This is a genomic window from Comamonas testosteroni (genome assembly GCF_014076415.1).
GTDB classification, from domain to species: domain Bacteria; phylum Pseudomonadota; class Gammaproteobacteria; order Burkholderiales; family Burkholderiaceae_C; genus Comamonas; species Comamonas testosteroni_F.
This window is the reverse complement of record NZ_CP043568.1, coordinates 1-25,719: the sequence shown is the minus strand read 5'-3', so window position 1 is coordinate 25,719 and position 25,719 is coordinate 1. Positions and strand designations below refer to the sequence as shown.

Annotated in this window: 20 protein-coding genes; 16 read left to right on the top strand and 4 right to left on the bottom strand. The window is 65.1% G+C overall.

Translation table 11 applies throughout. From position 1 onward, the window contains the following. The first annotated feature begins 3 nt into the window (after positions 1–3). From F0P97_RS00100 to F0P97_RS00025, 16 genes are all read left to right on the top strand, one after another. Positions 4–984: a Bug family tripartite tricarboxylate transporter substrate binding protein gene (locus F0P97_RS00100; protein WP_182285135.1), complete on the top strand. Its 981-nt coding sequence runs from the start codon at positions 4–6 to the stop codon at positions 982–984. 45 nt (positions 985–1,029) lie between these two features. Next, positions 1,030–2,490: an NAD-dependent succinate-semialdehyde dehydrogenase gene (locus F0P97_RS00095; RefSeq protein ID WP_182285134.1), complete on the top strand. Its 1,461-nt coding sequence runs from the start codon at positions 1,030–1,032 to the stop codon at positions 2,488–2,490. A gap of 246 nt (positions 2,491–2,736) precedes the next feature. Further along, a complete protein-coding gene (locus F0P97_RS00090; protein ID WP_182285133.1) occupies positions 2,737–3,897 on the top strand; it encodes an ISL3 family transposase in 1,161 nt (386 codons plus the stop codon). A 683-nt stretch (positions 3,898–4,580) separates the two neighbouring features. Next, complete coding sequence (locus F0P97_RS00085; RefSeq protein WP_182285132.1) at positions 4,581–6,746, top strand: indolepyruvate ferredoxin oxidoreductase subunit alpha; 2,166 nt, start codon at positions 4,581–4,583, stop codon at positions 6,744–6,746. Positions 6,747–6,753: 7 nt separating this feature from the next. Beyond that, complete coding sequence (locus F0P97_RS00080; protein ID WP_182285131.1) at positions 6,754–8,253, top strand: indolepyruvate oxidoreductase subunit beta family protein; 1,500 nt, start codon at positions 6,754–6,756, stop codon at positions 8,251–8,253. A gap of 12 nt (positions 8,254–8,265) precedes the next feature. Then, complete coding sequence (locus F0P97_RS00075; RefSeq protein ID WP_182285130.1) at positions 8,266–9,255, top strand: PDR/VanB family oxidoreductase; 990 nt, start codon at positions 8,266–8,268, stop codon at positions 9,253–9,255. Positions 9,256–9,310: 55 nt separating this feature from the next. Further along, positions 9,311–10,282, top strand: coding sequence for a Bug family tripartite tricarboxylate transporter substrate binding protein (locus F0P97_RS00070; RefSeq protein ID WP_182285129.1), 972 nt, complete (start codon positions 9,311–9,313; stop codon positions 10,280–10,282). 10 nt (positions 10,283–10,292) lie between these two features. Beyond that, a complete protein-coding gene (locus F0P97_RS00065) occupies positions 10,293–11,636 on the top strand; it encodes an aromatic ring-hydroxylating dioxygenase subunit alpha (protein WP_182285128.1) in 1,344 nt (447 codons plus the stop codon). Next, entirely contained in the window at positions 11,633–12,121 is a 489-nt protein-coding gene (locus tag F0P97_RS00060; protein ID WP_182285127.1) for an aromatic-ring-hydroxylating dioxygenase subunit beta, read from the top strand. The genes F0P97_RS00065 and F0P97_RS00060 overlap by 4 nt, the downstream gene beginning before the upstream one ends. Before the next feature lie 8 nt (positions 12,122–12,129). Beyond that, positions 12,130–13,719: an ATP-dependent acyl-CoA ligase gene (locus F0P97_RS00055; RefSeq protein ID WP_182285126.1), complete on the top strand. Its 1,590-nt coding sequence runs from the start codon at positions 12,130–12,132 to the stop codon at positions 13,717–13,719. 16 nt (positions 13,720–13,735) lie between these two features. Continuing rightward, positions 13,736–14,713, top strand: coding sequence for a Bug family tripartite tricarboxylate transporter substrate binding protein (locus F0P97_RS00050; protein ID WP_182285125.1), 978 nt, complete (start codon positions 13,736–13,738; stop codon positions 14,711–14,713). Positions 14,714–14,715: 2 nt separating this feature from the next. Beyond that, entirely contained in the window at positions 14,716–15,894 is a 1,179-nt protein-coding gene (locus F0P97_RS00045; protein WP_182285124.1) for a thiolase family protein, read from the top strand. Between the two features lie 88 nt (positions 15,895–15,982). After that, entirely contained in the window at positions 15,983–17,236 is a 1,254-nt protein-coding gene (locus F0P97_RS00040; RefSeq protein ID WP_182285123.1) for an SDR family NAD(P)-dependent oxidoreductase, read from the top strand. A gap of 1 nt (position 17,237) precedes the next feature. Continuing rightward, entirely contained in the window at positions 17,238–18,044 is an 807-nt protein-coding gene (locus F0P97_RS00035) for a cyclase family protein (RefSeq protein WP_182285122.1), read from the top strand. Continuing rightward, positions 18,041–18,769: an SDR family oxidoreductase gene (locus F0P97_RS00030; RefSeq protein ID WP_182285121.1), complete on the top strand. Its 729-nt coding sequence runs from the start codon at positions 18,041–18,043 to the stop codon at positions 18,767–18,769. Before F0P97_RS00035 ends, F0P97_RS00030 begins: the two co-directional genes overlap by 4 nt. Positions 18,770–18,791: 22 nt before the next feature. Continuing rightward, on the top strand, positions 18,792–19,781 hold the full coding sequence (locus tag F0P97_RS00025) for a Bug family tripartite tricarboxylate transporter substrate binding protein (RefSeq protein WP_182285120.1): 990 nt from the start codon (positions 18,792–18,794) through the stop codon (positions 19,779–19,781). Between the two features lie 14 nt (positions 19,782–19,795). Here the strand turns inward: F0P97_RS00025 and F0P97_RS00020 are convergent, their stop codons facing one another. From F0P97_RS00020 to dnaA, 4 genes are all read right to left on the bottom strand, one after another. Next, positions 19,796–20,293 carry a MarR family winged helix-turn-helix transcriptional regulator gene (locus F0P97_RS00020; protein ID WP_182285119.1) on the bottom strand — a complete coding sequence of 166 codons (498 nt, stop codon included), beginning with the start codon at positions 20,291–20,293 and terminating at the stop codon, positions 19,796–19,798. Continuing rightward, positions 20,293–22,860, bottom strand: coding sequence for a DNA topoisomerase (ATP-hydrolyzing) subunit B (gene gyrB, locus F0P97_RS00015; RefSeq protein ID WP_012836528.1), 2,568 nt, complete (start codon positions 22,858–22,860; stop codon positions 20,293–20,295). Before gyrB ends, F0P97_RS00020 begins: the two co-directional genes overlap by 1 nt. 148 nt (positions 22,861–23,008) lie before the next feature. Further along, a complete protein-coding gene (gene dnaN / locus F0P97_RS00010) occupies positions 23,009–24,130 on the bottom strand; it encodes a DNA polymerase III subunit beta (protein ID WP_003064798.1) in 1,122 nt (373 codons plus the stop codon). 182 nt (positions 24,131–24,312) lie between these two features. Then, positions 24,313–25,719 carry a chromosomal replication initiator protein DnaA gene (gene dnaA, locus F0P97_RS00005; protein WP_003064795.1) on the bottom strand — a complete coding sequence of 469 codons (1,407 nt, stop codon included), beginning with the start codon at positions 25,717–25,719 and terminating at the stop codon, positions 24,313–24,315.

Sequence of the window (25,719 nt, the reverse complement as noted above, 5' to 3'; positions counted from 1 at the left end):
CGGATGACTGCTACCTCCAAGCGCCAGTTTTTTGCCACCTGTGCTGCCCTCACTTGGGCGGCAACCCTTCCTCTGCACGCATTGGCGCAAGACGCCGCCAAGTACCCTGAGCGTGAGATGAATATGATCATCAACTACGGCGCAGGCGGCAATACTGACGTAGCCACCCGTGCGATCAGCAATGCCATGGAGACCTTGTTGAGAAAACCAGTGGTTCCTATTAACCGCGGCGGTGCACAGGGAACGCTGGGGGTTTCCCAACTGGCCAAGCAAAAGGCGGACGGCTATACCTTTGGTGTGGTCACCTTCTCCACCATTGCGATCACGCCGCACTTGATGAATGTGGACTACACGGTTGACAACTTTGACTTCATTGCCGGTGTAGCCCGCTATCGCTACGGTGTTGCTGTCCGTGCGGACTCCCCCTACAAGACCATCCAGGACTTGGTGGATGCTTCCAAGAAGAACAAGGGCGTATTCTTCGGTGCCCCTTCTGCACCCAACAATATTGCGTTGTTTGAATTGGGCCGCAAGACCGGCGGCCAGTTTGAGCAAGTGAGCTTCAAGTCTGGTGCGGAAACTGTCTCCGCCCTGCTGGGTGGCCACGTGGAAGCCATCGTTCAGAATCCGTCGGACATCGTGCAGCATGTAAAGGCCGGCAAGATGCGCCTGTTGGCCAGCGCCAGCCCCATGCGCTGGAAAGAGTTGCCAGAGGTTCCCACACTCAAGGAGCAAGGCTTTGACGTTGAAATTGATTCCTGGATCGGCCTTGCCTTTCCCAGGGGAACTCCTGCAGCAATCCGCGACAAGATGGAACAGGTTGCCCGTCAAGCTGCAACCAGTCCTCAGCTTGCTGCAATCCTTGAAAACGCAGGCGTGGATCCTGCCTCGCTAAGCGGTGCCGACTACCGCACGAAGCTGATTGAAGGTCGCAACGCGATGGCAGTTGCCATCAAGGCCGCGAACCTTCCTCGGATGAACTAACCCGCCCAAGCATAGCCCTGCGGGGCTTTTCAAAGACGTTTTCTTATGGCCAGCTTCATTACCCTCCAGCCTGCAACTCCAGTCCTGCTTCATTGCTCACTCTCCGGCACCATCGTGGGCAACAGCGAGCAATCCATCAGCGTTTCCAACCCTTTTGATGGCAAAGTATTGGCGCGGGTGGCCAAGTGTGGTGCCGAGGAAGCTAACGCTGCAGTCGACGCTGCAGCTGAAGCGTTTCCCAAATGGAGTTCGCGTCCTGCCGCCGAACGCTCTTGCCTGCTGCGCAGATGGTTCGATCTGATCAAACTTAACGCCGACGCACTCGCGACTCAGTTGACTCTTGAGCAAGGCAAATCGCTTGCCGAGGCAAAAGGTGAAATCAACTATGCAGCTAGCTTCATCGAATGGTTTGCCGAAGAAGGCAAACGCCTCTATGGTGAAACAATCCCCTCCCCTTCAAAAGACAAGTTTTTGGTTGTGACTCACCAGGCAGTTGGCGTGTGTGCCGCGATTACCCCCTGGAATTTCCCTGCGGCAATGATCACGCGCAAGGCAGGGCCAGCGCTTTCCGCTGGGTGCACCTTGGTCATAAAGCCTTCGGAGCTGACGCCGCTGACAGCCTTATCACTGGTGGAGTTGGCCTATGAGGCCGGAATTCCTCAAGGCGTGATCAGCGTCGTTGTCGGCGACGCGAAACAGATCGGAGGTGTGTGGATGGCCGACCAGCGTGTGCGCAAGGTGTCGTTCACCGGTTCAACCGAAATCGGCAAAGTCCTATATGGCCAAGCCGCAGGCACGGTCAAGAAGCTCTCGCTGGAGCTTGGCGGGAACGCTCCTTTCATCGTCTTTGACGATGCAGATCTGGATGCGGCTGTAGAGGGCGCCATGGCCTCAAAGTACCGCAATTCAGGGCAGACCTGTGTTTGTGCGAACCGATTCTTTGTGCATAGCGCGGTCTATGACAAGTTTGTCGAGAAATTCATTGCCAAGGTGTCCGACCTGAAGCTTGGCAGTGGCCTAAGCAAAGGTGTCACGCAAGGACCGTTGATCAACAAGCAAGCCGTGGCCAAGGTGCAGGAGCACATTGCGGACGCGCTGTCGCGCGGCGCCAAGGTTGCCATCGGTGGCAAGCAAAGTACCGTGGGAGATCTTTTCTTTGAGCCGACAGTCTTGGTCGAGGTAACACCTGACAGCTTGTGTATGGCTAACGAAACCTTCGGGCCATTGGCGCCCGTGGCTCGCTTTGGCGACGAAGCAGAATTGATTCATCGGATCAACGAATCGAATGTAGGTCTTGCCTCGTATTTCTACAGCAAGGACATGGCGCGCTGCATCCGAGTAAGTCAGGCACTCGAGAGCGGCATGGTCGGTGTGAACACCGGATTGATTTCCAACGAGGTTGCCCCCTTTGGCGGCGTCAAGGAATCAGGACTTGGTCGTGAAGGATCCCGCCATGGTCTGTCTGAGTACACCGAAATGAAGTACGTTTGCTTCGGTGGCCTGTAGGCAAGCAAGCGGACGGCGATATCTGGCTTGGCGGCGCAATCTGCATGAGGCCGAGCCCTTTCCCAGGTAGCCGCAAGTCCGCGGGTGAGCATGAATAAAAAAAGGTTCATCGAGGAATTCCGTGGAGATGAGCCCGTTCGTTTTGTAATCTGACGGCAGCGAAGCTGACATCGGAGAACAAATCAAATGCTGGACTCGAAGTTATTGCAGGCTCTTGGCGGCTAGGAGGGCTACGAGGTTGAACGTGTGCAGTGGCCCCAGGGCGATAGCCGCACCGTGTCGATCTATCTGAAGCCGCAGGCCAGCATCATGCATTGCGAGCGCTGCGGTGCGCAGTGCAGCCAAGTCCATGAGACCACGACACGGCGCGTGCGCGATCTGGCATTGTTCGAGTACAAGGTGGTGCTGCATGTGCCGCGTCGGCGTCTGTGGTGCGATAGCTGTGGTGGCCCGCGCCTGGAGAAACTCAGCTGGCTCGGTCGCTACCAGCGCGTCACAGACCGTCTGGCACAGGCGTGCAGCCAGTTGCTTCGCAGCAGCAGCATCAAGGCAGTCGCGGCCTTCTTCGATCTTGGGTGGCACACGGTCAAGTCCATCGACAAGACCTTATTGCTGGCCACTACCGCGCAGCCGCAATGGGAGCGGATCGAATACTTGGCAATGGACGAGTTTGCGTTGCACAAGGGCCATCGCTACGCCACAGTCGTCGTCGACCCCATCAGCCGGCAGGTGCTGTGGGTGGGGCAAGGGCGCTCACGCGAGACGGCCCGCCAGTTCTTCGAGCAGTTGCCCGTTGGCGTTGCCCAGCGCATTCGCGCGGTTGCTATCGACATGACTACTGCCTACGAGCTGGAGATCCAGGCCAACTGCCCCAACGCCGAGATCGTCTATGACCTGTTCCATGTCGTGGCCAAGTATGGCCGGGAGGTTATCGACCGAGTGCGTGTCGATCAGGCCAACTTGCTGCGCCAACAGCCCTTGGCGCGCAAGGTGCTCAAGTCCAGCCGCTGGTTGCTACTGCGCAATCGCAACAAGCTGCAGGCTCAACAAGCAGTGCAGCTCAAGGAGCTGCTGGCGGCCAATGAGCCATTAATGGCGGTATACGTCTTGCGCGATGAGCTAAAACAGCTGTGGTTTTACCGTCGTCCGGCTTGGGCGCATCGCGCCTGGCAGCACTGGTGTGAGCAAGCGCGCCAAAGCGGTATTACAGCACTGAGCACCTTTGCTCAGCGCTTGCAAAGCTACCTGCACGGGATCATCGCCCGATGCCGGCATCCGTTGAACACAAGTGTTGTCGAGGGCATCAACAACACCATCAAGGTCATCAAGCGCCGGGCCTATGGCTACCGCGATCAGGACTATTTCTTTCTGAAGATTCGCGCAGCCTTCCCCGGTAATGCGCGATGAACCTAAGAAATACGCATGCCAGCGTATCGGTGAATTGCCATAGCGCTTGTGACGAGGGCTGTGGCAGGCCTGATTGCGTCCCAATGGGAGAGGGCCATAGGCTCTCTTCGCGGTACGCGATAGCGCGATCACTCGCTCAAAAAAGTAGGCCAGGAAATCATGGGTCTGAGCCAGGCTGGCACCTATAGGGTCCAGGCCATGGGTAGTGGACCGGTGCCGGAAAAGGAAAAAAGCCTATTCGGCAGAAATCCTCGAAAAGGTGAATGGCCCGTTTGAGGTCGAATTGAACGACGGCGACCAACTTCTGGATGTCAGTGGTGTGCGCAAGGGCCTGTTGTTGGAAGATCAGATGCTGATCAAGCGATCTCCTGGTAGCCGCTAACCGCGCTATCAGATCCATGGGCTTGGCGCTCTTAGCGCCGGCCATAGTGGCAGGCGTATGCCTGGTCCTTGACCTTCCCGGGGTCTCAAGAACCACACTCCCCTTGGCGCAAATGCATGAGCCATTGCGTGCGCTAGACATTTTCACACTGCTTTTTATCCGTGACACGGTACTTCTCATCCCCATTTGGGGCTAGGGAAAACTATGATTTTGGATATATTTATTTTTAAAGTAATGCGTGCCATATTCATCCAAAATCATAAACGCCCGTTCCCACGCGGGCCCTGTGAAGGATCTTGCGATGGCAGAACGCTCGTTTGTCGAAGAGGTCAAGAAGCTCCGTCTGGGTGCCGGCGAGGTATTCCACGGTGAAGGCATCCTGGCAGTGACCAAGGCGCTGCTGGAGTCCGGCGTGAACTACGTCGCGGGCTACCAGGGCGCACCTATCTCGCATTTGATGGACGTGCTGGCCGATGCCCAGGACATCCTGATCGAGCATGGCATCCGCTTCGAGAACAGCGCCAGCGAGGCCACGGCCGCCGCGACGCTGGCCGCGTCGGTCAACTACCCGCTGCGCGGCGCGGTGACCTTCAAGGCCACGGTGGGCACGAACGTGGCCTCCGATGCGCTGGCCAACCTGGCCTCGGGCGGCGTCAAGGGCGGGGCGCTGGTCATCGTGGGCGAGGACTACGGCGAGGGCTCGTCCATCATGCAGGAGCGCAGCCACGCCTTTGCGATGAAGTCGCAGATCTGGATGCTCGATCCGCGCCCCAACCTGCCGAGCATTGTGCAGGCGGTGAAGGACGGCTTCGAGCTGTCCGAGGCCAGCAACACGCCGGTGATGCTGCAGCTGCGCATCCGCGCCTGCCACGTGCATGGCCGGTTCACTGCCAGCGACAACCGCCGCCCCTCCTACACCATCGAGCAGGCCATGGCCCGGCCGCAGCGCGATGTGGACCGCATCGTGCTGCCGCCGGCCAGCTTCCTGCACGAGCAGGAGAAGGTCAAGCAGCGCTGGCCCGCTGCCGTGCGCTTCATTGAGGAGCGCGGCCTCAACGAGTTCTTCGCCGAGGGTGCCGGCGACGTCGGCATCGCCTGCCAGGGCGGCAGCTACAACACCCTGATCCGGGCGCTGCAGCAGCTCGACCTGGCCGATGCTTACGGCAACACGCAGATTCCGCTGTATGTGATGAACGTGGCTTACCCGCTGGTGGACAACGAGCTGCTGCGTTTCAGCGAAGGCAAGCGTGCCCTGCTGGTGGTGGAGGAGGGCCAGCCCAACTTCGTCGAGCAGAACGTGGCGACCATCCTGCGCCAGGCCAGCTCGGCCACCCAGCTGCACGGCAAGGATGTGCTGCCGGTCGCAGGCGAATACACCACGGCCGCTTTGCTCAAGGGTCTGCGCGCCTTCCTCGAGATGCATGGCAAGCTGCAGCCGCAGCCCGCTGCGCGCAAGATCATTCCGCTGACACCCGTGCCGCCCGAACCGGAGCACCCCATTGAGGCCAGCGTGCAGGCGCGCCCGCCGGGCTTTTGCACCGGCTGCCCCGAGCGGCCCATCTTCACCGCGATGAAGCTGGTTGAGCGTGAGCTGGGCGAACACCATGTCAGCGCCGACATCGGCTGCCATCTGTTCTCCATCCTGCCGCCTTTCAACCTGGGCAACACCACGATGGGCTATGGCCTGGGTGCTGCGGGCGCGGCGGCCTTCAACCCTCCGAAGCAGCAGGAGGGCGGCAAGCGCGTGATCTCGGTCATGGGCGACGGCGGCTTCTGGCACAACGGCCTGACCAGCGGCATTGCCAATGCGGTGTTCAACCAGAGCGACAACCTGACCATCGTCGTCGACAACAGCTACACCTCGGCCACGGGCGGGCAGGACATCCTCTCGTCGGCGGCGCAAAACCCCACGCGCAGCACCAACCATGCGATAGAGAAGGCGGTGCGTGGCGTGGGCGTGAACTGGGTCAAGACGGTGTGCCGCACTTACGACCTGAAGGCCATGGTCGGCACGTTGCGCGAAGCACTGACCACCAAGGAGCAGGGGCCCAAGGTGCTGGTGGCGCAGAGCGAGTGCATGCTCAACAAGCAGCGCCGCATCAAGCCGCAGCAACGCGCCGCCGTGGCACGCGGCGAGCGCGTGGTGCGCGAGCGCTTCGGCGTCGACTCTGACACCTGTACGGGAGACCACTCGTGCATCCGGCTCTCGGGCTGCCCCTCGCTGTCCATCAAGCCCAACCCCGATCCGCTGCGCACAGACCCGGTGGCGACCGTCATCGACAGCTGCGTGGGCTGCGGCCTGTGCGGCGAGGTTTCGCATGCTGCCGTGCTCTGCCCCTCGTTCTACCGCGCGCAGATCGTGAGCAACCCCACGCGCTGGGATCGCTTGCGCCAGTGCCTGCGTAGCGCCGTCATCGGCTGGTTGCAGAGCCGCGACCAGCGCCGTCTCGAGCGCCATGCTTTCTGACACCGTCATGAAAACCATCCAACCCATCAAGATTGCGATCCTCGCCATGGGCGGCGAGGGCGGCGGCGTGCTGGCCGACTGGATCGTCGACCTCGCGGAGCACAACGACTACATCGCCCAGACCACGTCGGTGCCCGGTGTGGCGCAACGCACCGGCGCCACCATCTACTACGTCGAGCTATTCCCGGCAGAGCAGGCGCGCCGCGACGGGGCGCAGCCGGTGCTGGCGCTGATGCCGCTGCCGGGCGACGTGGACGTGGTGCTGGCCTCCGAGCTGATGGAGGCAGGCCGCGCCGTGCAGCGCGGCCTGGTCACCGCGGACCGCACCACGCTGATCTCCTCCACGCACCGCGTCTATGCCATCGCCGAGAAGACGGCCATGGGCGACGGCCGCGTGGATGACGCCAGCCTGCTGGCCCATGCCGAGCGTGCCTCCAAGCGCTTCGTGCGCTTCGATATGGCCGAGGCCGCGCAGGCCAGCGGCAGCGTGGTCAGCGCCGTGCTGTTCGGCGCGCTGGCCGGCACCGGCGTACTGCCCTTCAGCCGCACGCAGTTCGAGGCCACGATCGAGCGCGGTGGCGTGGGCGTCAAGGCCAGCCTCAAGGCTTTCGGCGGTGCCTGCGATCAGGCGCAGCAGGCGGACAGCGCATCGCCTGCAACGGCAACAGCCGCAGCCGCCGTGGCCACGCCGCGCGATCCCCGGGTGGCGGCGCTGCTGCAGCGCGTGGAGCAGGGCTTTGCGGTCGACGCTCGCCCGGTGATCATCGAGGGCGTGCGCCGCATGCTCGACTACCAGGACCCGGGCTATGCCGCGCTGTACCTTGACCGCCTGGCGCGGGTGCAGGTGCTGGCCGAAGGCTCCGGCCTGCTGCTGCGCGAGACGGCGCGCCATCTCGCGCTGTGGATGAGCTACGAGGACACCATCCGCGTGGCCGACCTGAAGACGCGCGCCAGCCGCTTTGCCCGCGTGCAGTCCGAGGTGGGCGTGCAGCAGGGCCAGCAGCTCGCGATCAATGAATTCATGCATCCGCGCATCGAGGAAATTTGCGAAACCCTGCCCACCGGTCTGGGCCGCTGGCTGGCGCGCCCGCATGCAGTGCACCGCCTGTTGGCGCGCTTCACGCGGGAGGGCCGAGTGGTCACCACCAGCTCGCTGCGCGGCTATCTGCTGCTGTGGGGCTTGTCGCGCCTGCGCGGCATCCGGCGCAGTACGCTGCGCTACCAGATGGAGAGCGCAAACATCGAGCAGTGGCTGGCGCACATCGAAACGGCGGCCGGTCACAACCCGGCCCTTGCCGTGGAGGTGGCGCAGTGCCAGCGCCTCGTCAAGGGCTACAGCGACACGCATGCGCGTGGCCTGTCCAACTACCTGCGGCTGATGGATGCAGTGCGCGGTGCGGGCCAGCGCCTGGCTCCGGCCACGCTGCGCGAACTGCGCGAGGCCGCGCTGGCCGATGAGCATGGCAAGGCATTGCATGACGCACTCGCGCGCCATGCGCTGGCTTGAAGGAGAACCTCCATGGAAACGATTGCTGTCGAAGTCGTCGCCGCCGACCAACTGAATCCGCTGATCCGCCGTTTCACGTTGCGCGCGGCGGATGGCAGCCCGCTGCCGGGCTTTGCCGCAGGCGCCCATGTGCGTGTGCAGGTAGGGCTGCCGGGCAAGGCTCAGGGTGAGGTGCGGGACTGGCGCCACTACTCGCTGGTGAACACCGATGCCAGCGCCGATACCGGCCTGCCGCAGCCGCACTACACCATCGCGGTGCGCCGCGAGGACGAGGGCCGTGGAGGCTCGCGCTGGATGCATGGGCTGCAGCCGGGCCAGTGCATCGCGATCGAGCCGCCGAAGAACGATTTTCCGCTCGGCGCGCATGCCGGCTGCGCGGTGCTGGTGGCCGGCGGCATCGGCATCACGCCGCTGGCCAGCATGGCGGCTGCACGCCGTGCCGCCGGCCTGCCGGTGCGCATGCTGTATGCGGGCCGCAGTCGGGGGCTGATGGCCTTCCTGCCAGAGCTGCAGGTCCTATTGGGCGAGTCGCTGGCCCTGCACGCCGACGAAGACCAGGGCGCGCCGCTGGACGTGGCGGCGCTGCTGGACGGCTGCGCCGGCGAGGACCAGCTCTACGTCTGCGGCCCCCGCGTGATGCTCGACGCCGTGCTGGCGGCCACCGATGCGCGCGGCTGGCCGCGCGAGCGCGTGCATTTCGAGCTGTTCACCGCGCCGGTCGCAGCCGTGGGCGACCAGGCCATCGACCTGGTGCTGGCGCAGAGTGGCAAGCAGCTCAGGGTGCCGGCAAGCCAGTCCATCCTCGACTGCCTGATCGAGCACGGCTGCGACCCGCTGTTCGACTGCAAGCGCGGCGAATGCGGCGTCTGTGCCGCAGGGGTGATCGAGGGCGAGATCGACCACCGCGATGCCGTGCTCAGCGCCGCCGAGCGCGCCGGCGGCAAGGTGATGCAGATCTGTGTCTCGCGCGCCCGCAGTGCGCGGCTGGTGCTCGACCTCTGAGCCCGCGCCCCTTCCTTTCCTTCCTCCCCACCGACCCGCTTCCAGGAGTCCCGCGATGAAATCCACCATGCTGTCCCGTCGCCAAGTGCTTTCTCTGCTGCCGCTGGCCGTGGCGCCCTCGCTGGCCCTGGCCGATGGCAAGCCCATCGAATGGGTGGTCGGCTACGCTCCTGGCGGTGGCTCCGACGCCGTGGCGCGAATGCTGGCCGAAGCCATGAGCCGGTCTATGGGCCAGTCCATCATCGTCATCAACAAGCCCGGCGCTGGCTCGAACATCGCGGGCGACTACGTGGCCAAGTCGCGCGATGCCGAGCACATGGTTTTCACCGGGGACTCGGCCGTGATCGCCGCCAACCCTTTCCTCTACAGCAAGCTGACCTACAACGCGGAGAAGGACTTCGCGCCGGTGGGCACCATCGCCCGCTTCCCGCTCGTGCTGGTCGTGCATCCGAACGCCAAGCCCCGTAACCTCAAGGACTTCCTGGCCTGGGTGCGCAGCGATCCTGCGGGCATGAGCTACGGTAGCCCCGGCACCGGCAGCCCGCACCACCTGGCGACTGAGCTGTTCCGCCAGCAGACTGGCCTGACGCTGACGCATGTCCCCTACCGCGGCGCCGCGCCGGCCATCGCCGACGTGGTTGGCGGGCAGCTGCCCTTCATGTTCGTCGACACCTCCAGCGGCGGCGCCTTCATCACCTCCGGCAAAGTGCGCGCCATCGGCGTGGCCAGCGCCAAGCGCCTGGCTACCATGCCTGACATCCCCACGCTGTCCGAGCAGGGCCTGTCCGGCTTCGAGGCCTCGGCCTGGCAGGCACTGGTGGCGCCTGCCGGCGTCAGCGCCGCGACGGTGAAGACGCTGAACAAGCACCTGGTGGACGTGCTGAACTCCACCGACATCCGCGCCCGCATGCAGACGCTGGGCATCGAGCCGCTGCCCGGCACGCCGCAGGAGCTGGCCCGCTTCGCGGCCCAGGAGCGCGAGCGCTGGGGCCGCGTGGTGCGCGAAGCCAACATCAAGCTGGACTGAGGGAGGCGCAATGTCCGAATACCGCGACAACCCGGCAGCCATCCGCGCCCTGGTGCGCGACACCGAAGTGCACAAGGACTGCTACATCCATCCCGAGATCTTTGCGCTGGAGATGGAGCAACTGTTCACCAACACCTGGATCTACGTCGGCCACGCCAGCCAGGTGCCCCAGCCGGGGGACTATTTCGCGACCACCGTGGGAGACCAGCCAGTGGTCATGGTGCGCCACACCGACCAGAGCATCAAGGTGTTGTACAACCGCTGCGCGCACAAGGGAGTGAAGGTGGCGCCCGATGGCTGCGGCAGCACGGGCAAGTTTTTCCGCTGCCCCTACCACGCCTGGACCTACCGCACCGACGGCCAGCTGTTGTCCATCCCGCTGAAGAAGGGCTACGAGAACACCGGCCTGGAAAGCTGCGAGGCCAGCAAGGGCCTGGCCGCCGTGGGCGCGGTGCAGGTGTACCGCGACTTCGTCTTCTGCCGGCTGAGCCCCGAGGGCATGGGCTTCGAGGAATTCTTCGGCCCTTCGCTGTCCACGTTGGACAACATGGTCGACCGCTCCCCCGAGGGTCAGCTCGAGGTGGCCGGCGGCGTGATGCGCTACCTGCACCGCTGCAACTGGAAGATGCTGGTCGACAACCAGACCGACACCTGCCACCCCATGGTCGCGCACGAGTCCTCGGCCGGCACGGCCGTCCAGGTCTGGGAGAGCGCGCCGGAGGGCACGCCCAAGCCCATGGCGGTGGAGCTGTTCGCGCCTTTCGTAAATCCCTACGAGTTCTTCGAGAACATGGGCATCCGCGTCTGGCCAAACGGCCATGGCCACACCGGCGTCAGCGACTCCATCCACGCGGCCTATTCGCCCGCGCCCGGCTACCGGGAGAGCATGGTCGCCACCTATGGCGAGGAGCGCGCCAACGCCATCCTGAGCGACGTGCGCCACAACACCGTGTACTTCCCCAACATCATGGTCAAGGGCCCTATCCAGACGCTGCGCATCTTCCGCCCGCTGGCGGCCGATCGCACGCTGGTGGAGAGCTGGACCTTCCGCCTCGTGGGCGCGCCGGACCTGCTGCTGGAGCGCACGCTGATGTACAACCGCCTGGTCAATGCGCCCACCTCGGTGGTCGGCCACGACGACCTGGAGATGTACGAGCGCGCCCAGCAGGGCCTGGCCTCGCGCGGCTCGCAATGGGTGAACGTGGGCCGGCTGTTCGATCCCGCCGAAAAGGCCCGGGAAGACGGGCAGGAAGGGGCCGTGACCAATGGCACCAACGAATGGCAGATGCGCAGTCAGATGCGTGCCTGGGCGCGTTTCATGACGGCCGGCATGCGCGAAGGAGCCCAGGCATGAGCAACGTACCCACCGACCCGCAGCTCATCGACTTCGTGCTCGACGAGGCGGCCCTGCTCGACGAGCAGCGCTGGGGCGACTGGCTGGCCCTGTTCACCGAGGACGGCCACTACTGGATGCCGCTGGCCCACGGCCAGACCGATCCGCGGCTGCATGCCTCGCTGCTGTACGAGGACCGGCTGCTGCTGCAGGTGCGCATAGAGCGCCTTCGCGGCGCGCGCACCTTCTCGCAGCAGCCCATCAGCCGCTGCCACCACCTGCTGCAGACGCCACGCGTGACGGCGCGCGACGATGCGGCCGGCACCTATACCTGCCGCACGGCGTTCCACTACATCGAGACACGCCAGGACGAGCAGACGCTGTACGCCGGCTGGGCCAGCCACGAGCTGGTGCGGCAGGCCGACGGCGCGCTGCGTATGCGGCTCAAGCGCGTGGACCTGGTGAACTGCGATGCCGCTTTCGGCAACATGCAACTCTTCATGTGAGGCCCGCGATGCCTGCTGCCATTTCCGCCATAGAAACCTTCGCGCCCGCAGGACGTACGCTGCCGGCGATGCTGGCGCACCAGTGCCAGCGATTTGCGGAGCGCACGCTGCTCGTCGCAGGCGATACCCGCTGGCGCTACGCCGACGCGCTGCGCACCGCCCAGGCTATGGGCGCGGTGCTGCAGGCCGCCGGCATCCGTGCCGGCGACCGCGTGGCGCTGATGTGCGGCAACCGAGCCGAGTTCCTGCAGGTCTTCCTGGGCTGCGCCTGGATCGGCGCCGTCACCGTGCCGGTCAACACCGCCGCGCGCGGTGCCACGCTGCGGCACATCCTGGCCAACTCGGGCGCCCGGCTGTTCGTGGCCGAGGCCGAAGGGCTGGCGGCGCTGCGCGGGTTGGAAGACCGTGATGGTCTGCCACTGGAGCGTGTATGGCGCACAGACGCGCCGCAGGAACCCGGCACCGAGCCTTTCCCTGCGCCGGGCGATGCGCTGGTGGATGCCGCATCAGTGCAGCCTGGCGACACGCTGGCCATCCTCTACACCTCGGGCACGACGGGTCTCTCGAAGGGCGTGTGCTGCCCGCATGCGCAGTTCTACTGGTGGGGCCGGCATACCGCCGAGCTGCTGGAGTTGGGTGATGGCGAGGTGCTGCTGACCACGCTGCCGCTGTTCCACACCAACGCGATGAACGCCTTCTTCCAGGCGCTGCTGACCGGCTCCACGCTGGTGGTCGAGAAACGCTTCTCGGCCTCGGGCTTCTGGGCCGCGCTGGTGCGGCACCAGGCCACGGCCACCTATGTGCTGGGCGCGATGGTGCCCATCCTGCTGTCCAAGGACGCGACGCCGCACGACCGCGCGCACCGTGTGCGCATTGCATTGGCGCCCGGCGTGCCGCCGCGCTTCCATGCGCAGTTCAGCGAGCGCTTCGGCATGCGCCTGCTCGACGGCTACGGCTCCACCGAGAGCAACTTCGTCATCGGCCTTGATGCCGAGCAGCGCCCCGGCAGCATGGGCCGCATCGTGCCGGGCTTCACCGCCCGGGTGGCCGACGAGCACGACGAGGACGTGCCGACTGGCACGCCCGGCGAGCTGCTGCTGCGCGCCGACGAGCCTTTCGCCTTCGCCACCGGCTATTTCGGCATGGCAGACAAGACCGTGGAAGCCTGGCGCAACCTGTGGTTCCACACGGGCGACCGCGTGGTGCGCGATGCCGACGGCTTCTTCACCTTCCTCGACCGGCTCAAGGACGCTATCCGCCGCCGCGGCGAGAACATTTCATCCTACGAAGTGGAGCAGGTGCTGCTCAGCCACCCGGCCGTGGCCGTGGCGGCGGTGTTTCCGGTGAAGAGCGAGCTGGCCGAGGACGAGGTCATGGCCGCCATCGTGCCGCGCGAAGGCGCCGCGCTGGATCCGGTGGATCTGGTGCGTTTCTGCGAGCCGCGCATGGCGTATTTCGCGGTGCCGCGCTACCTCGAATTCATGGCCGTGCTGCCCTCGACCGAGAACGGCAAGGTGCAGAAGTTCAAGCTGCGCGAGCGCGGCATCACCGAGCAGACCTGGGACCGCGATGCGGCCGGCATCCAGCTCAAGCGCTGACCCCGAAGGAGCTTCCATGCGAGTTTTGCCCTTCCTGAAACGATCTTTGGCCCTGCTGCTGTGCAGCGCCTGCCTGGTCTGCGGCGTGGCGGCGCAGGATGCCTATCCCGGCAAGCCTATCCGCATCATCGTGCCCTTTCCGCCCGGCGGCGGCAGCGACCTGGTGGCCCGCGCCGTGGCGGCGCGCCTCGGTGAGCGCTGGAAGGTGCCCGTCATGGTGGACAACAAGCCCGGCGGCAACACCATCATCGCTGCCGAGGCGGCCGCCAAGGCGGCGCCCGACGGCTACACGCTGTTCGTGGCCATCGATTCCACGCTGGCCATGAACCAGAGCCTGTACGGCAAGCTGCCCTACGACCCGGCCAGGAGCTTCGCGCCGGTGACGCTGGCCATCACCATGCCCATGGTGCTGGCGGCGCACCCGTCGGTCAGTGCGCGCACGGTGTCCGAGTTGCTGGTGGCGGCGCGCGCACAGCCCGGCAAGCTGGCCTATGCGCATGGCGCCATGCCGGCGCAGGTGGCGGGTGAGGTCTTCAAGAGCGCCACCGGCGCGGACCTGCTGGCCGTGCCCTACAAGGGCGGCGCGCCAGCGATGACGGATACGGTGGGCGGCCAGGTGCCGCTGATCTTCGATGCGCTGGGCCCGGCCATGCCCTACATCAAGGGCGGCAAGGTGCGGGCGCTGGCGGTGACTAGCGCGCAGCGCAACCCGCTGCTGCCCGACGTCCCCACGCTGGCCGAATCCGGCGTTCCCGGCGTCGATCTGCTGACCTGGATCGGCTTCGTGGTGCCGGCCGGCACGCCCCAGCCCGTCATAGCCAAGCTGCACCAGGAATTGGCCAGCATCCTGCAGATGCCGCAGACGCGCGAGCTGTTGTCCGGCGTGGGCATGACGGTGGTGGCCGGCACGCCCGAGCAGTTCGCGCAGACCATCCAGGGCGACACCCAGAAATTCGGTCGCATCATCCGCGCGGCCGGCATCAGGCTGGACTGAACATGACCGCATACATCCGACGCAGGGGCTACGAGGGCGTGGCGCTGGCCGTGCCCGTCACCGTGCCCTACGAGCGCTACTCCATCCGGGGCGCGCACTGGTTCCTGGGCCAGGCCGTGCGTGGCCTGCTGCAGGGCAGCGGGCTGGCCAAGGAGCAGATCGACGGCCTCACGGTCAGCAGCTTCTCGCTGGCGCCCGACACGGCCGTGGGCGTGACCCAGCACCTGGGCCTGTCGCCGCGCTGGCTGGACCACATCCCCACCGGCGGCGCCTCGGGCGTGATGGCGCTGCGGCGCGCGGCCCGCGCCGTGCAGTGCGGTGACGCCGAGGTGGTGGCCTGCGTGGCGGCCGACACCAACCATGTGGATTCGTTCCGCCAGACGCTGGGCGCGTTCAGCGACTTCGCCCGCGACGCGAGCTACCCCTACGGCGCAGGTGGGCCGAACTCCATGTTCGCCTTCATCACCGCGAGCTATATGCGCCGCTACGGCGCGCAGCGCGAGGATTTCGGCCGCATCGCGGTGGCCCAGCGGGCGAACGCGCTGCGCAACCCCAACGCACTGTTCAAGAAGCCGCTGACTCTCGATGAGTACATGGCGGCGCGGCCGATCTCCGATCCCATACACCTGTTCGACTGCGTCATGCCCTGCGCCGGCGCCGAGGCCTTCCTGGTGATGGCGCCCGAGCGAGCGCGCGACCTGGGGCTGCCTCACGTGCTGCTGCGCGGCGCGATCGAGCGCCACAACGCCTATGCCGACGACCCGGTGATGCTGCGCGGCGGCTGGCGCGTGGACTGCGCCGATCTGTATGCCCAGGCCGGCTTCGCGCCGCAGGACATCGACCTGCTGCAGACCTACGACGACTACCCGGTGATCGCGATGATGCAGATAGAGGACCTGGGCTTCTGCGACAAGGGCGAGGGCCCGGCCTTCGTGCGCGAGCACGACCTGACCCATGCCGGCGACTTTCCGCACAACACCAGCGGCGGCCAGCTCTCCTGCGGCCAGGCGGGTGCGGCCGGCGGCTTTCTCGGCATGACGGAGACTCTGCGCCAGCTCACCGGCCAGGCCGGCGAGCGCGGCGTGGCGGGCGCGCGCACCGGGTTGGTGGGAGGCTTCGGCATGGTGACCTACGACCGCTGCCTGTGCACTGGGGCGGTGATCCTGGAGACAAGCGAATGAAAAATGACCCCCACGCTCCCCACTCCGTGTGGTCGCTGCCCCACGAGGGGGTGCGGCGCTCTCCTTGGGGCGGCCCGGCGGAGGCGCCATGACCATGCCCTTCATCAAGCCCCCGCGCAAGAACCCGGTGCTGCGCACCCCGCAGATCAACCTGCCGCCAGCCGCGCGCGGCCGTGTGGCGCTGGGCCTCACCGCTGCGGCGGCCGAAGGCCGCTTCGCGCTGCAGGTCTGCGCCGACTGCGGTGCCGTGCAATACCCGCCGCGCGAGGCCTGCCACCGCTGCCTGTCGCCCGATCTGCCGTGGCGGCCGCAAAGCGGCGCAGGCGAGCTGCTGGCCATGACCACGCTGGCCCACAGCAACGACCTGTATTTCCGCGAGCGCCTGCCCTGGCGCCTGGGCATGGTGCGGCTCGACGCAGGCCCCAGCGTCATGGTGCACCTGCATGGCGAGGTGGGCGAGGCCCCGGCGCGCGTGCGTGTCGGCGCGCGGCTCGACCGCGCCGGCCAGGCGGTGCTGATCGGATACCCCGAGAAAGGAACGGAGAACATGGCTGACGACCCCATGCTGCGCGAGATGGCCAGCGACCCCAAGTACCGCAAGGTGCTGGTGACGGACGGCAAGTCCGCCACCGGCCAGGCCGTGGCCCATGCCATGGTCAAGGCCGGTGCCGACCTCGTCTGGGTGGGCCACGCCGAGCCCTGGAAAAAGCTACCGGGCCTGGCGGAGCTGGCAGCCCTGCCGCAGGTCGCGCTGGTGCCGCTGGACGTGACCGACGAGCGCTCGGTCAGCACCCTGGCCGGCCAGATCGGCGGCAAGGTCGACATCGTGGTCAACACCGCCGAGCTGCACCGCGGCTTCGGCATCGCGGCGCGGCGCGGCACCGACGTGGCCAAGGCCGAGATGGAGGTCAACTACCTCGGCCTGCTGCGGCTGGCGCAGTGCTTCGGCCCGGCGCTCAAGGGCCGTGCGGCCGACGGCGCTACGCATGCCACGGCCTGGGTCAATCTGCTGTCGATCTATGCGCTGGCCAACTTCCCGCCGCACGGCACCTTCTCGGCCTCCAAGGCTGCGGCGCTGTCGCTGGCGCAGTGCCTGCGCGCCGAGATGCGGGCGGCGGGAATCCGCGTGGTCAACGTCTTTCCCGGCCCCATCGACGACGAATGGAACCAGAACCTGCCGCCGCCGAAGCTGGCGCCGGCCGCGCTGGCCTCGGCCATCGTGAAGGCGCTGAAGGACGGCGTGGAAGACATCTACCCCGGCGACGTTGCCCAGGAATGGCTGGAGCGCTGGCGCCACAACCCCAAGGTACTGGAGCGCGAAATCGCCGCCGGAGGATATTGACATGCAGACCCCCCTCGAACTCCTCGGCGGCATGGCGCTCGCCCTCGCCACTGGCCGCATCCGCATCGTCGACCTGACGCAGACGCTGAGCCCCGACTTCCCCGCCATCGCGCTGCCGCCCGAGATGGGCCAGTGCCAGCCCTTCCGCATCGAGCAGATCTCGGCCTACGACGAGCGCGGCCCCGGCTGGTACTGGAACAACTTCTCCTGCGGCGAGCATACGGGCACGCACTTCGACGCGCCCATCCACTGGATCTCGGGCCGCGACCTGCCCAACAACGCGGTGGACAACATCCCGCCGCAGCACTTCATCGCGCCGGCCTGCGTGATCGACTGCAGCGCCCAGGCGTCGGCCGACCCCGACTACCTGATGGGCGTGGCCGACATCGAGCGCTTCGAGGCCGCGCACGGCCGCATCCCCGAGGGCCACTGGGTGCTGATGCGCACCGACTGGGCGCGGCGCTGGTCGCAGGCGCGCGATGCCGAGGCCTTCCAGAACTTCGACGCCAGCGGCCAGCACACGCCGGGGCCGGACACAGAGGCCGTGCGCTTCCTGGTCGAGCAGCGCGGCGTGCTGGGCTTCGGCACCGAATCCATAGGCACGGACGCCGGCCAGGGCTACCACCTGCGCCCGCCGTACCCCTGCCATTCGCTGATGCACGGCGCCGGCAAGTACGGCCTGCAGTGCCTTACCAATCTCGACCAGTTGCCGCCCACCGGCGCGCTGGTGGTGGCGGCACCGCTGAAGATCGAGAACGGCAGCGGCAGCCCGCTGCGCGTGCTGGCACTGGTGGAGGGCAAGACATGAAACCCAACAAGGTTGCGGCGGTGACGGGCGGCAGCGCCGGCATCGGAAAGGTCATCTGTGAACAACTGCTGGAGCAGGGCTACGAAGTCGTCTCGCTGGCGCGGCGGCGCACCGAGATCGACCACCCCCGGCTGCACAGTATCGAGGTCGACCTGGCCGACCGCGCCGCCACGGCCGAGGCCGTGCAGGCCATGGTGCGGCGGCACGAGGTCACCACCATCGTGCACAACGCCGGTGTGATCCGCGCCGCGCTGCTGCCCGACGTGAAGCTCGGCGACCTGGATGCGCTGGTCGACCTGCACCTGGGCTGCGCTGTGCAGATGCTGCAGGCGGCGCTGCCGGCCATGCGCGCGCGTCGGTTCGGCCGCGTCGTGCTGCTGTCGTCGCGCGCCGCGCTGGGCCTGGCCACGCGCACCAGCTACTCGGCCACCAAGGCCGGCATGCAGGGCATGGCGCGCACCTGGGCGCTGGAGCTGGCGCCCGAGGGCATCACCGTCAACGTAGTCGCACCCGGGCCCATCCGCACCGACATGTTCTACGACGTGGTGGAGCAGGGCAGCGACCGCGAGCGCCAGCTCGCCGCCTCGGTGCCCGTACGCCGGCTAGGCGAGTCGGCCGACGTGGCACGCGCCGTCGGCTTCTTTGCCGATGCTGCCAACAGCTTCGTGACCGGCCAGGTGCTCTACGTTTGCGGCGGCACCAGCATCGGCAGCCTGGCGCTGTAGGACCATTTCCAGGAGCATATTGATGGCCTCACGTTTTCACTATCCGCGCCGCCGAGATCTGCTGGCCTTGGCGGGGGCCATGACCATGATCGGCACTCCGGCGCTGGCCCAGGCTGCATGGCCCGGCAAGCCCGTACGCTTTGTTGTGGCTTTTCCTCCGGGAGGGTTGGCTGATGTGCTGATGCGCCTGCTGGTGCCTCAACTGAGCGAAGCGCTGGGTCAGCCTGTGATTATCGACAACCGTAGCGGTGCCAGCGGTAATGTCGCCGCAGTGGAGGTGGCACGCAACGGCAGCGATGGACGCACCTTCCTGGTCAACGTGACCACGCTGGAATCGGTCAATCCGTTGATGTTCGAGCGTATGCCGATCCAGCCTGCTAAGGACCTGCAGCATGTGGCGCTACTGGCCAATACCCAGTTGTTTTTGGTGACGCGGCCGACGCTGGCGCCGGACACGTTGGCCGAATTCGTGGCCTATGCGAAGGCCAACCCCGGCAAGCTCAGCTACGGATCTGCCGGCAACGGCACCACGCCGCATGTGGGCGGTGAGCTGTTCAAGCAGGCGGCGGGCATCTCCGCGGCACACATTCCCTATCGGGGGGCAGCGCCGGCAATCCAAAGCGTGATGGCCGGCCAGGTCGACTATGCGCTGGTGCCGGGCACGGTATTTCCCAGCGTAAAGGCCGGCAAGCTCAAGCTGCTGGCCGTGGCAAGCCGGCGCCGGCCATCCTATGCTGCCGATGTGTCCACGATTGAAGAGGCGGGTTTTGGCAAAGTCTACGTGGACACGCCGTTTGCGGTCTATGCGCCAGCAGCGATGCCGGCGGCCCATGTGATGCGCATGAACCGCGAACTGAACAGGCTGCTCGCGCAGCCTGTCATCAAAGCCCGGTTTGCAGAGGTCGGAGCCGAACCAATGACGCTGTCGCCAGCTGAACTGACGGCCATGGTCGGCGAGGAAGCGGCGTTGTTCGGTCCCATCGTGAGGACGCAGGGCATCAAGGCGGATTGAAGTGAATCCGCCTCTCAGCCTGGAGGCAGGTGTAGTTCGATGATGCGCCGTAGCGTGACCTTGAGCGCTTCGGCGCGCTTGAGGCCGAAGGGCTGCAGCACTCGCAGCTCGTGCTCCTTGGCCTTGCGGATCAGGTCGGCCACAATAGTCTGGCCGGCTGGCGCAATACGCACCATGGTGAGGCGCCGGTCGGTGTCGTGCGCGAAGCGCTCCACATAGCCCTTGGCTTCCATGCGATCAAGAAGGCGTGTGACGGTTGGTTGCTTGCTGACCGAGATCTGCGCCAGGCGGCCGGTGCTGATGCCGGAGGTGCCTGTCAGCGAGGCGAGGATTCGCCACTCGGTGATTGAGAAGCCCTCGGCCTCGACCACGGTATGGAATTCAGCTGAAATTAGCTTGCTGGCCTGCGCTAGCAGCGCCGGCAGATAGTCTTCAACAAAAGGCATGGGAGGCAGTGCATGCGCCTCCTGCGAATCCTGATCCATACTGGTACCCACGTCGCCCGAGGACATCACACGTCGATATTCCCCGCCCGCAGCGCGTTGTCTTCGATGAAGTTGCGGCGCGGTTCGACCTCGTCGCCCATGAGCATGGTGAAGACGCGGTCGGCCTCGATGGCGTCGCCGATCTTGACCTGCAGCAGGCTGCGGACGTTGGGGTCCATGGTGGTTTCCCACAGCTGCTCGGGGTTCATTTCACCCAGACCCTTGTAGCGCTGGCGGCCCGTGGTGCGCTCGGCTTCGGAGATCAGCCAGGCCATGGCCTGACGGAAGTCGCCGACCTTTTCGGTCTTGGCCTTCTCGCCTTCGCCGCGTGTGACCTTGGCGCCTTCGCCCAGCAGGCCGACGAAGTTCTGCGCTTCGTCGGACAGGGCGGCGTAGTCATGGCTGCGCACGAACTCCTGGGTCAGGATGGAGCTCTTGATATTGCCGTGGTGATGGCGGCTGATGCGCAGGATGGGGTGCTCGCTGTTGGGGTCGATCTCGGCCGTCACATCGGCGGGCACGCCGGTGGTGGTCAGCTCGCGCAGCTTGGCTTCCAGAATCGGGGCGCACTCCTGGGCTTCCTCGATGGTGTCGAGCTTGATCTGCACGCCGTCGGCAATGGCGCGCAGGGCTTCGGCATCCATGAAGTTGGACAGGCGCTCGATGACGGTTTCGGCGGCCAGGTGCATGTTGGCCAGCTTGGCCAGCTCTTCGCCTTCCACGGTGCGCGGATTGTCGCCGCCGGTGTTCACGCTGGCATGGTTCAGCGCGATCTTGAGCAGGTATTTGTTGAGGGCAGGGCCGTCCTTGAGGTAGAGCTCTTCCTTGCCGTTCTTGACCTTGTACAGCGGCGGCTGGGCGATGTAGATATGGCCGCGCTCGACCAGGTCGGGCATCTGGCGGTAGAAGAAGGTCAGCAGCAGGGTACGGATGTGGGCGCCGTCCACGTCCGCATCGGTCATGATGATGATGCGGTGGTAGCGCAGCTTGTCGGGGTTGTAGTCGTCGCTGCTGCTCTTGCCCGAGTCTTCGCTGACCTTGCCGATGCCGGTGCCCAGGGCGGTGATCAGGGTGATGATTTCCTGGCTGGACAGCAGCTTTTCGTAGCGGGCCTTTTCCACGTTCAGGATCTTGCCGCGCAGCGGCAGGATGGCCTGGAATTTACGGTCGCGACCCTGCTTGGCAGAGCCGCCGGCGGAGTCACCCTCGACGATGTAGATTTCGCACAGCGCAGGATCTTTTTCCTGGCAGTCGGCCAGCTTGCCGGGCAGGCCCATGCCGTCCAGCACGCCCTTGCGGCGCGTCATTTCGCGGGCCTTGCGCGCGGCTTCACGGGCGCGGGCTGCCTCGATGATCTTGCCGCACAGGATCTTGGCGTCGTTGGGGTTTTCTTCGAGGAAGTCGGTCAGGCTCTTGGCCACGATGTCTTCCACGGGCGCGCGCACTTCCGAGCTGACCAGCTTGTCCTTGGTCTGGCTGGAGAACTTGGGCTCGGGCACTTTCACGCTGAGAACGGCGCACAGGCCTTCGCGCATGTCGTCGCCGGAGACTTCGACCTTGGCCTTCTTGGCCATTTCGTTGTCGGCGATGTATTTGCCGATCACGCGGGTCATGGCGGCGCGCAGGCCGGTCAGATGGGTGCCGCCGTCACGCTGGGGAATGTTGTTGGTGAAGCACAGCACCTGCTCGGCATAGCTGTCGTTCCACTGCATGGACACTTCGACACCGATTTCGGTGCCGGGAATGCCGCCATAGGTTTCCGCAGGGCGCGAGCCGTTGGCATGGAAGGTGGTGGGGTGCAGAACCTTCTTGGTGCCGTTGATGAACTGCACAAAGCCCTTGACGCCGCCGGCGCCCGAAAAGTCGTCTTCCTTGCCGTCGCGCTCGTCCTTCAAGCGGATGCGCACGCCGTTGTTCAGGAAGGACAGCTCGCGCAGGCGCTTGGCCAGAATCTCGTAGCGGAACTCGAAGTTCTCCTTGAAGATCTCCTGGTCGGGCAGAAAGTGCACCTTGGTGCCGCGCTTGTCGCTGGCGCCGACCACGCGCATGGGCGAGACTTCGGCGCCGTCCACGACTTCGATCAGGCGGTTTTGCACAAAGCCGCGCGAGAAGTCGATTTCGTGGCGTCGGCCGTCGCGGCTGACGGTGAGCTTGAGCCAGACGGACAGCGCGTTCACGCAGGACACGCCCACGCCGTGCAGACCGCCCGAGACCTTGTAGCTGTTCTGGTTGAACTTGCCGCCGGCGTGCAGCTCGGTCAGCGCGATTTCGGCAGCCGAGCGCTTGGGCTCGTGCTTGTCGTCCATCTTCACGCCGGTGGGAATGCCGCGGCCGTTGTCGATGACGGACAGCGAGCCGTCGGCATGGATGGTGACCAGAATGTCGTCGCAGTAGCCGGCCAGCGCTTCGTCGATGGAGTTGTCCACGACCTCGAAGACCAGGTGGTGCAGACCGGTGCCGTCCGAGGTGTCACCGATGTACATGCCTGGGCGCTTGCGCACGGCTTCCAGGCCTTCCAGGATCTGGATTGCGCCTTCGCCATAGCCGCCTGCATCTGCGGCGGTCTGGGTGTCTGGCTTGTTCTCTTCGGTCATGAAATTACCTTGCTGCTACAAGGTCAGGAGCTGTTGGCGCCTGACCTGCATAACTTTCAAATGAATACTTGCCTGAAATCATTACAGGACGAGCAGTAGCTGCTCCTGTTATTTCAGGCAATGAAATGGCTGGCTGCGTTCGGTTCACTCAGATGCGCATGGGCATCACGACGTACTTGAAGCTTTCGTTCTCGGGGATGGTGACCAGCGCCGAGCTGTTGCCGTCCTGCAGATCGATCTTGACCATGTCCTGGCTCATATTGGTGAGCACATCGATCAGGTAGGTCACGTTGAAGCCGATCTCGATGGTGTCGCCACCGTAGTCGATATCGAGTTCGTCCATGGCCTCTTCCTGCTCGGCGTTGTTCGACGCCACGCGCAGGGTGCCGGGTTCGACCGACAGACGCACGCCCTTGAACTTGTCGCTGGTCATGATGGCCGTGCGCTGCAGCGATGCCAGCAGCGGGGCGCGGCCCAGAGTCACGCTGTTGGTGTGGTTGCGCGGGATGACGCGGTTGTAGTCGGGGAACTTGCCTTCGACCAGCTTGGTCACGAACTCCATGCCGCCAAAGGTGAACTTGGCCTGGTTGTTGGCAAACTGCATCTCGATGACGGGCTGGTTCTCGCCGCTGGCGTCCGACAGCAGGCGCTGCAGCTCCAGCACGGTCTTGCGCGGCAGAATCACTTCCTGCTTGATGGGCACTTCCACATCCAGCGTGGCGCTGGCCCAGGCCAGGCGGTGGCCGTCGGTGGCCACCAGGCTCAGGGTGTTGCCTTCGGCGACGAACAGAATGCCGTTCAGGTAGTAGCGGATGTCCTGCACGGCCATGGCAAAGGAGACCTGGCCCAGCAGGTCCTTGAGCACCTTCTGCGGCACGCTGAAGGCGGGACCGAAGGCGGCCGATTCCTGCACCAGCGGGAAGTCTTCGGCGGGCAGGGTCTGCAGCGTGAAGCGGCTCTTGCCGCCCTTGAGAATCATCTTGGACTGCTGCGTCTCCAGGCTCACGGTCTGGTCGCCGGGCATGGTCTTCAGGATGTCGATCAGCTTGCGGGCACCGATGGTGGTGGTGAAGTCGCCGGCGTCGCCGCCCAGCTCGGCCGTGGTGCGGATCTGGATTTCCAGGTCGCTGGTTGTCAGCTGCAGCGCATTGCCCGTCTTCTTGATCAGCACATTGGCCAGAATGGGCAGCGTGTGGCGGCGCTCGACAATGCCGGCCACCGATTGCAGGACCGCGAGAACTTTGTCTTGTGTGGCTTTCAGGACGATCATGTCAACCTCAGTGATTTAAGTGCGCATATGTTTTGACGCGGCGGCGTCCGCAGGGCAGGGCGGACGCTCCCTCATGCCGCGTGAATTCCCCATTTTGCCCTGTGTGAGTGACATTCATGGGGGAGTTTTTTAGAGCGTGCTCAAGGTCTCTACGTCGGCGCGAGGAGATCGTGAACACGCTCTTAACCCTTGAGCGTTTGTTCCAGCACATGCAGCTGCTGGTTCAACTCGGTGTTGGTCTGGCGCTCGCCCGCAATCTTGCGTACGGCGTGCAGCACCGTGGTGTGGTCGCGGCCGCCGAACAGCTCGCCGATCTCGGGCAGGCTTTTCTGCGTCAGCTCCTTGGCCAGGTACATGGCAATCTGGCGCGGCCGGGCAATGCTGGCCGGGCGCTTCTTGCTGTACATGTCGGCCACCTTGATCTTGTAGTAGTCAGCCACCGTCTTCTGGATGTTTTCCACAGAAATCTGGCGGTTCTGAATACTGAGCAGATCGCGCAGCGCCTCGCGGGCCAGCTGGATCGACACTTCCTTCTGGTTGAAGCGCGAATAGGCCAGGATCTTGCGCAGCGCGCCTTCGAGCTCACGCACGTTGGAGCGCACGTTCTTGGCCACGAAGAAGGCGACTTCCTCGGGCATGTCGGCGTTCTCGGCGCGGGCCTTGTTGATCAGAATCGCCACGCGCATTTCCAGCTCGGGCGGCTCGATGGCCACCGTCAGGCCCGAATCGAAGCGCGAGACCAGGCGCTCGTGAATATTGGCCAGACCCTTGGGATAGGTGTCGGACGTCATCACGATATGGCTCTTCTTGGCCAGCAGGGCCTCGAAGGCATTGAAGAACTCTTCCTGCGTGCGGTCCTTGTTGGCGAAGAACTGCACATCGTCGATCAGCAGCAGGTCGAGCGAGTGGTAGCGTTCCTTGAACTCGTCGAAGGTGCGGCGCTGGTAGGCCTTGACCACATCCGAGACGAACTGCTCGGCATGGATGTAGAGAATCTTGGCGTCGGGCTTGTCCTTGAGCAGCTGGTTACCCACAGCATGCACCAGGTGGGTCTTGCCGAGACCGACACCGCCGTAGATGAACAGCGGGTTGTAGAGATGACCGGGCGAGCCTGCCACATGCATGGCGGCCGAGCGCGCCATGCGGTTGGCCGTACCTTCGACCAGCGTCTCGAAGGTGAGAGCCGGGTTCAGCCGGGTGCGGAATACCGGTGCGCTGGCCTCTTCGCTGGTGACGGTTGGCACAGCGACATTGTGCGTCTGCGGTGCAGCCTGCTGTGTCGATGACGGAGGGCGCACATAAGTACGTACAACGCTTTCACGCTGAGCAAGTGCTAACTCAAGGGTGACGGGTTGGCCGTAGAGCGACTCCAGCATGGCGGAGATGCGACCCGCATACTGGGCACGGATCCAGTCCAGCTTGAAGCGGTTGGCCACATAGACGGTGACCTTGGAAAAATCTTCTGCAACGAGTGCCGTCAGCGGCTTGATCCAGGTGTTGAATTGCTGCTCTGGCAGCTCCTGACCCAGTTGCTCAACGCAGACCTGCCACAGGGCCTGGCCTGCATCATTGGTTGGTTCCTCTGTCAT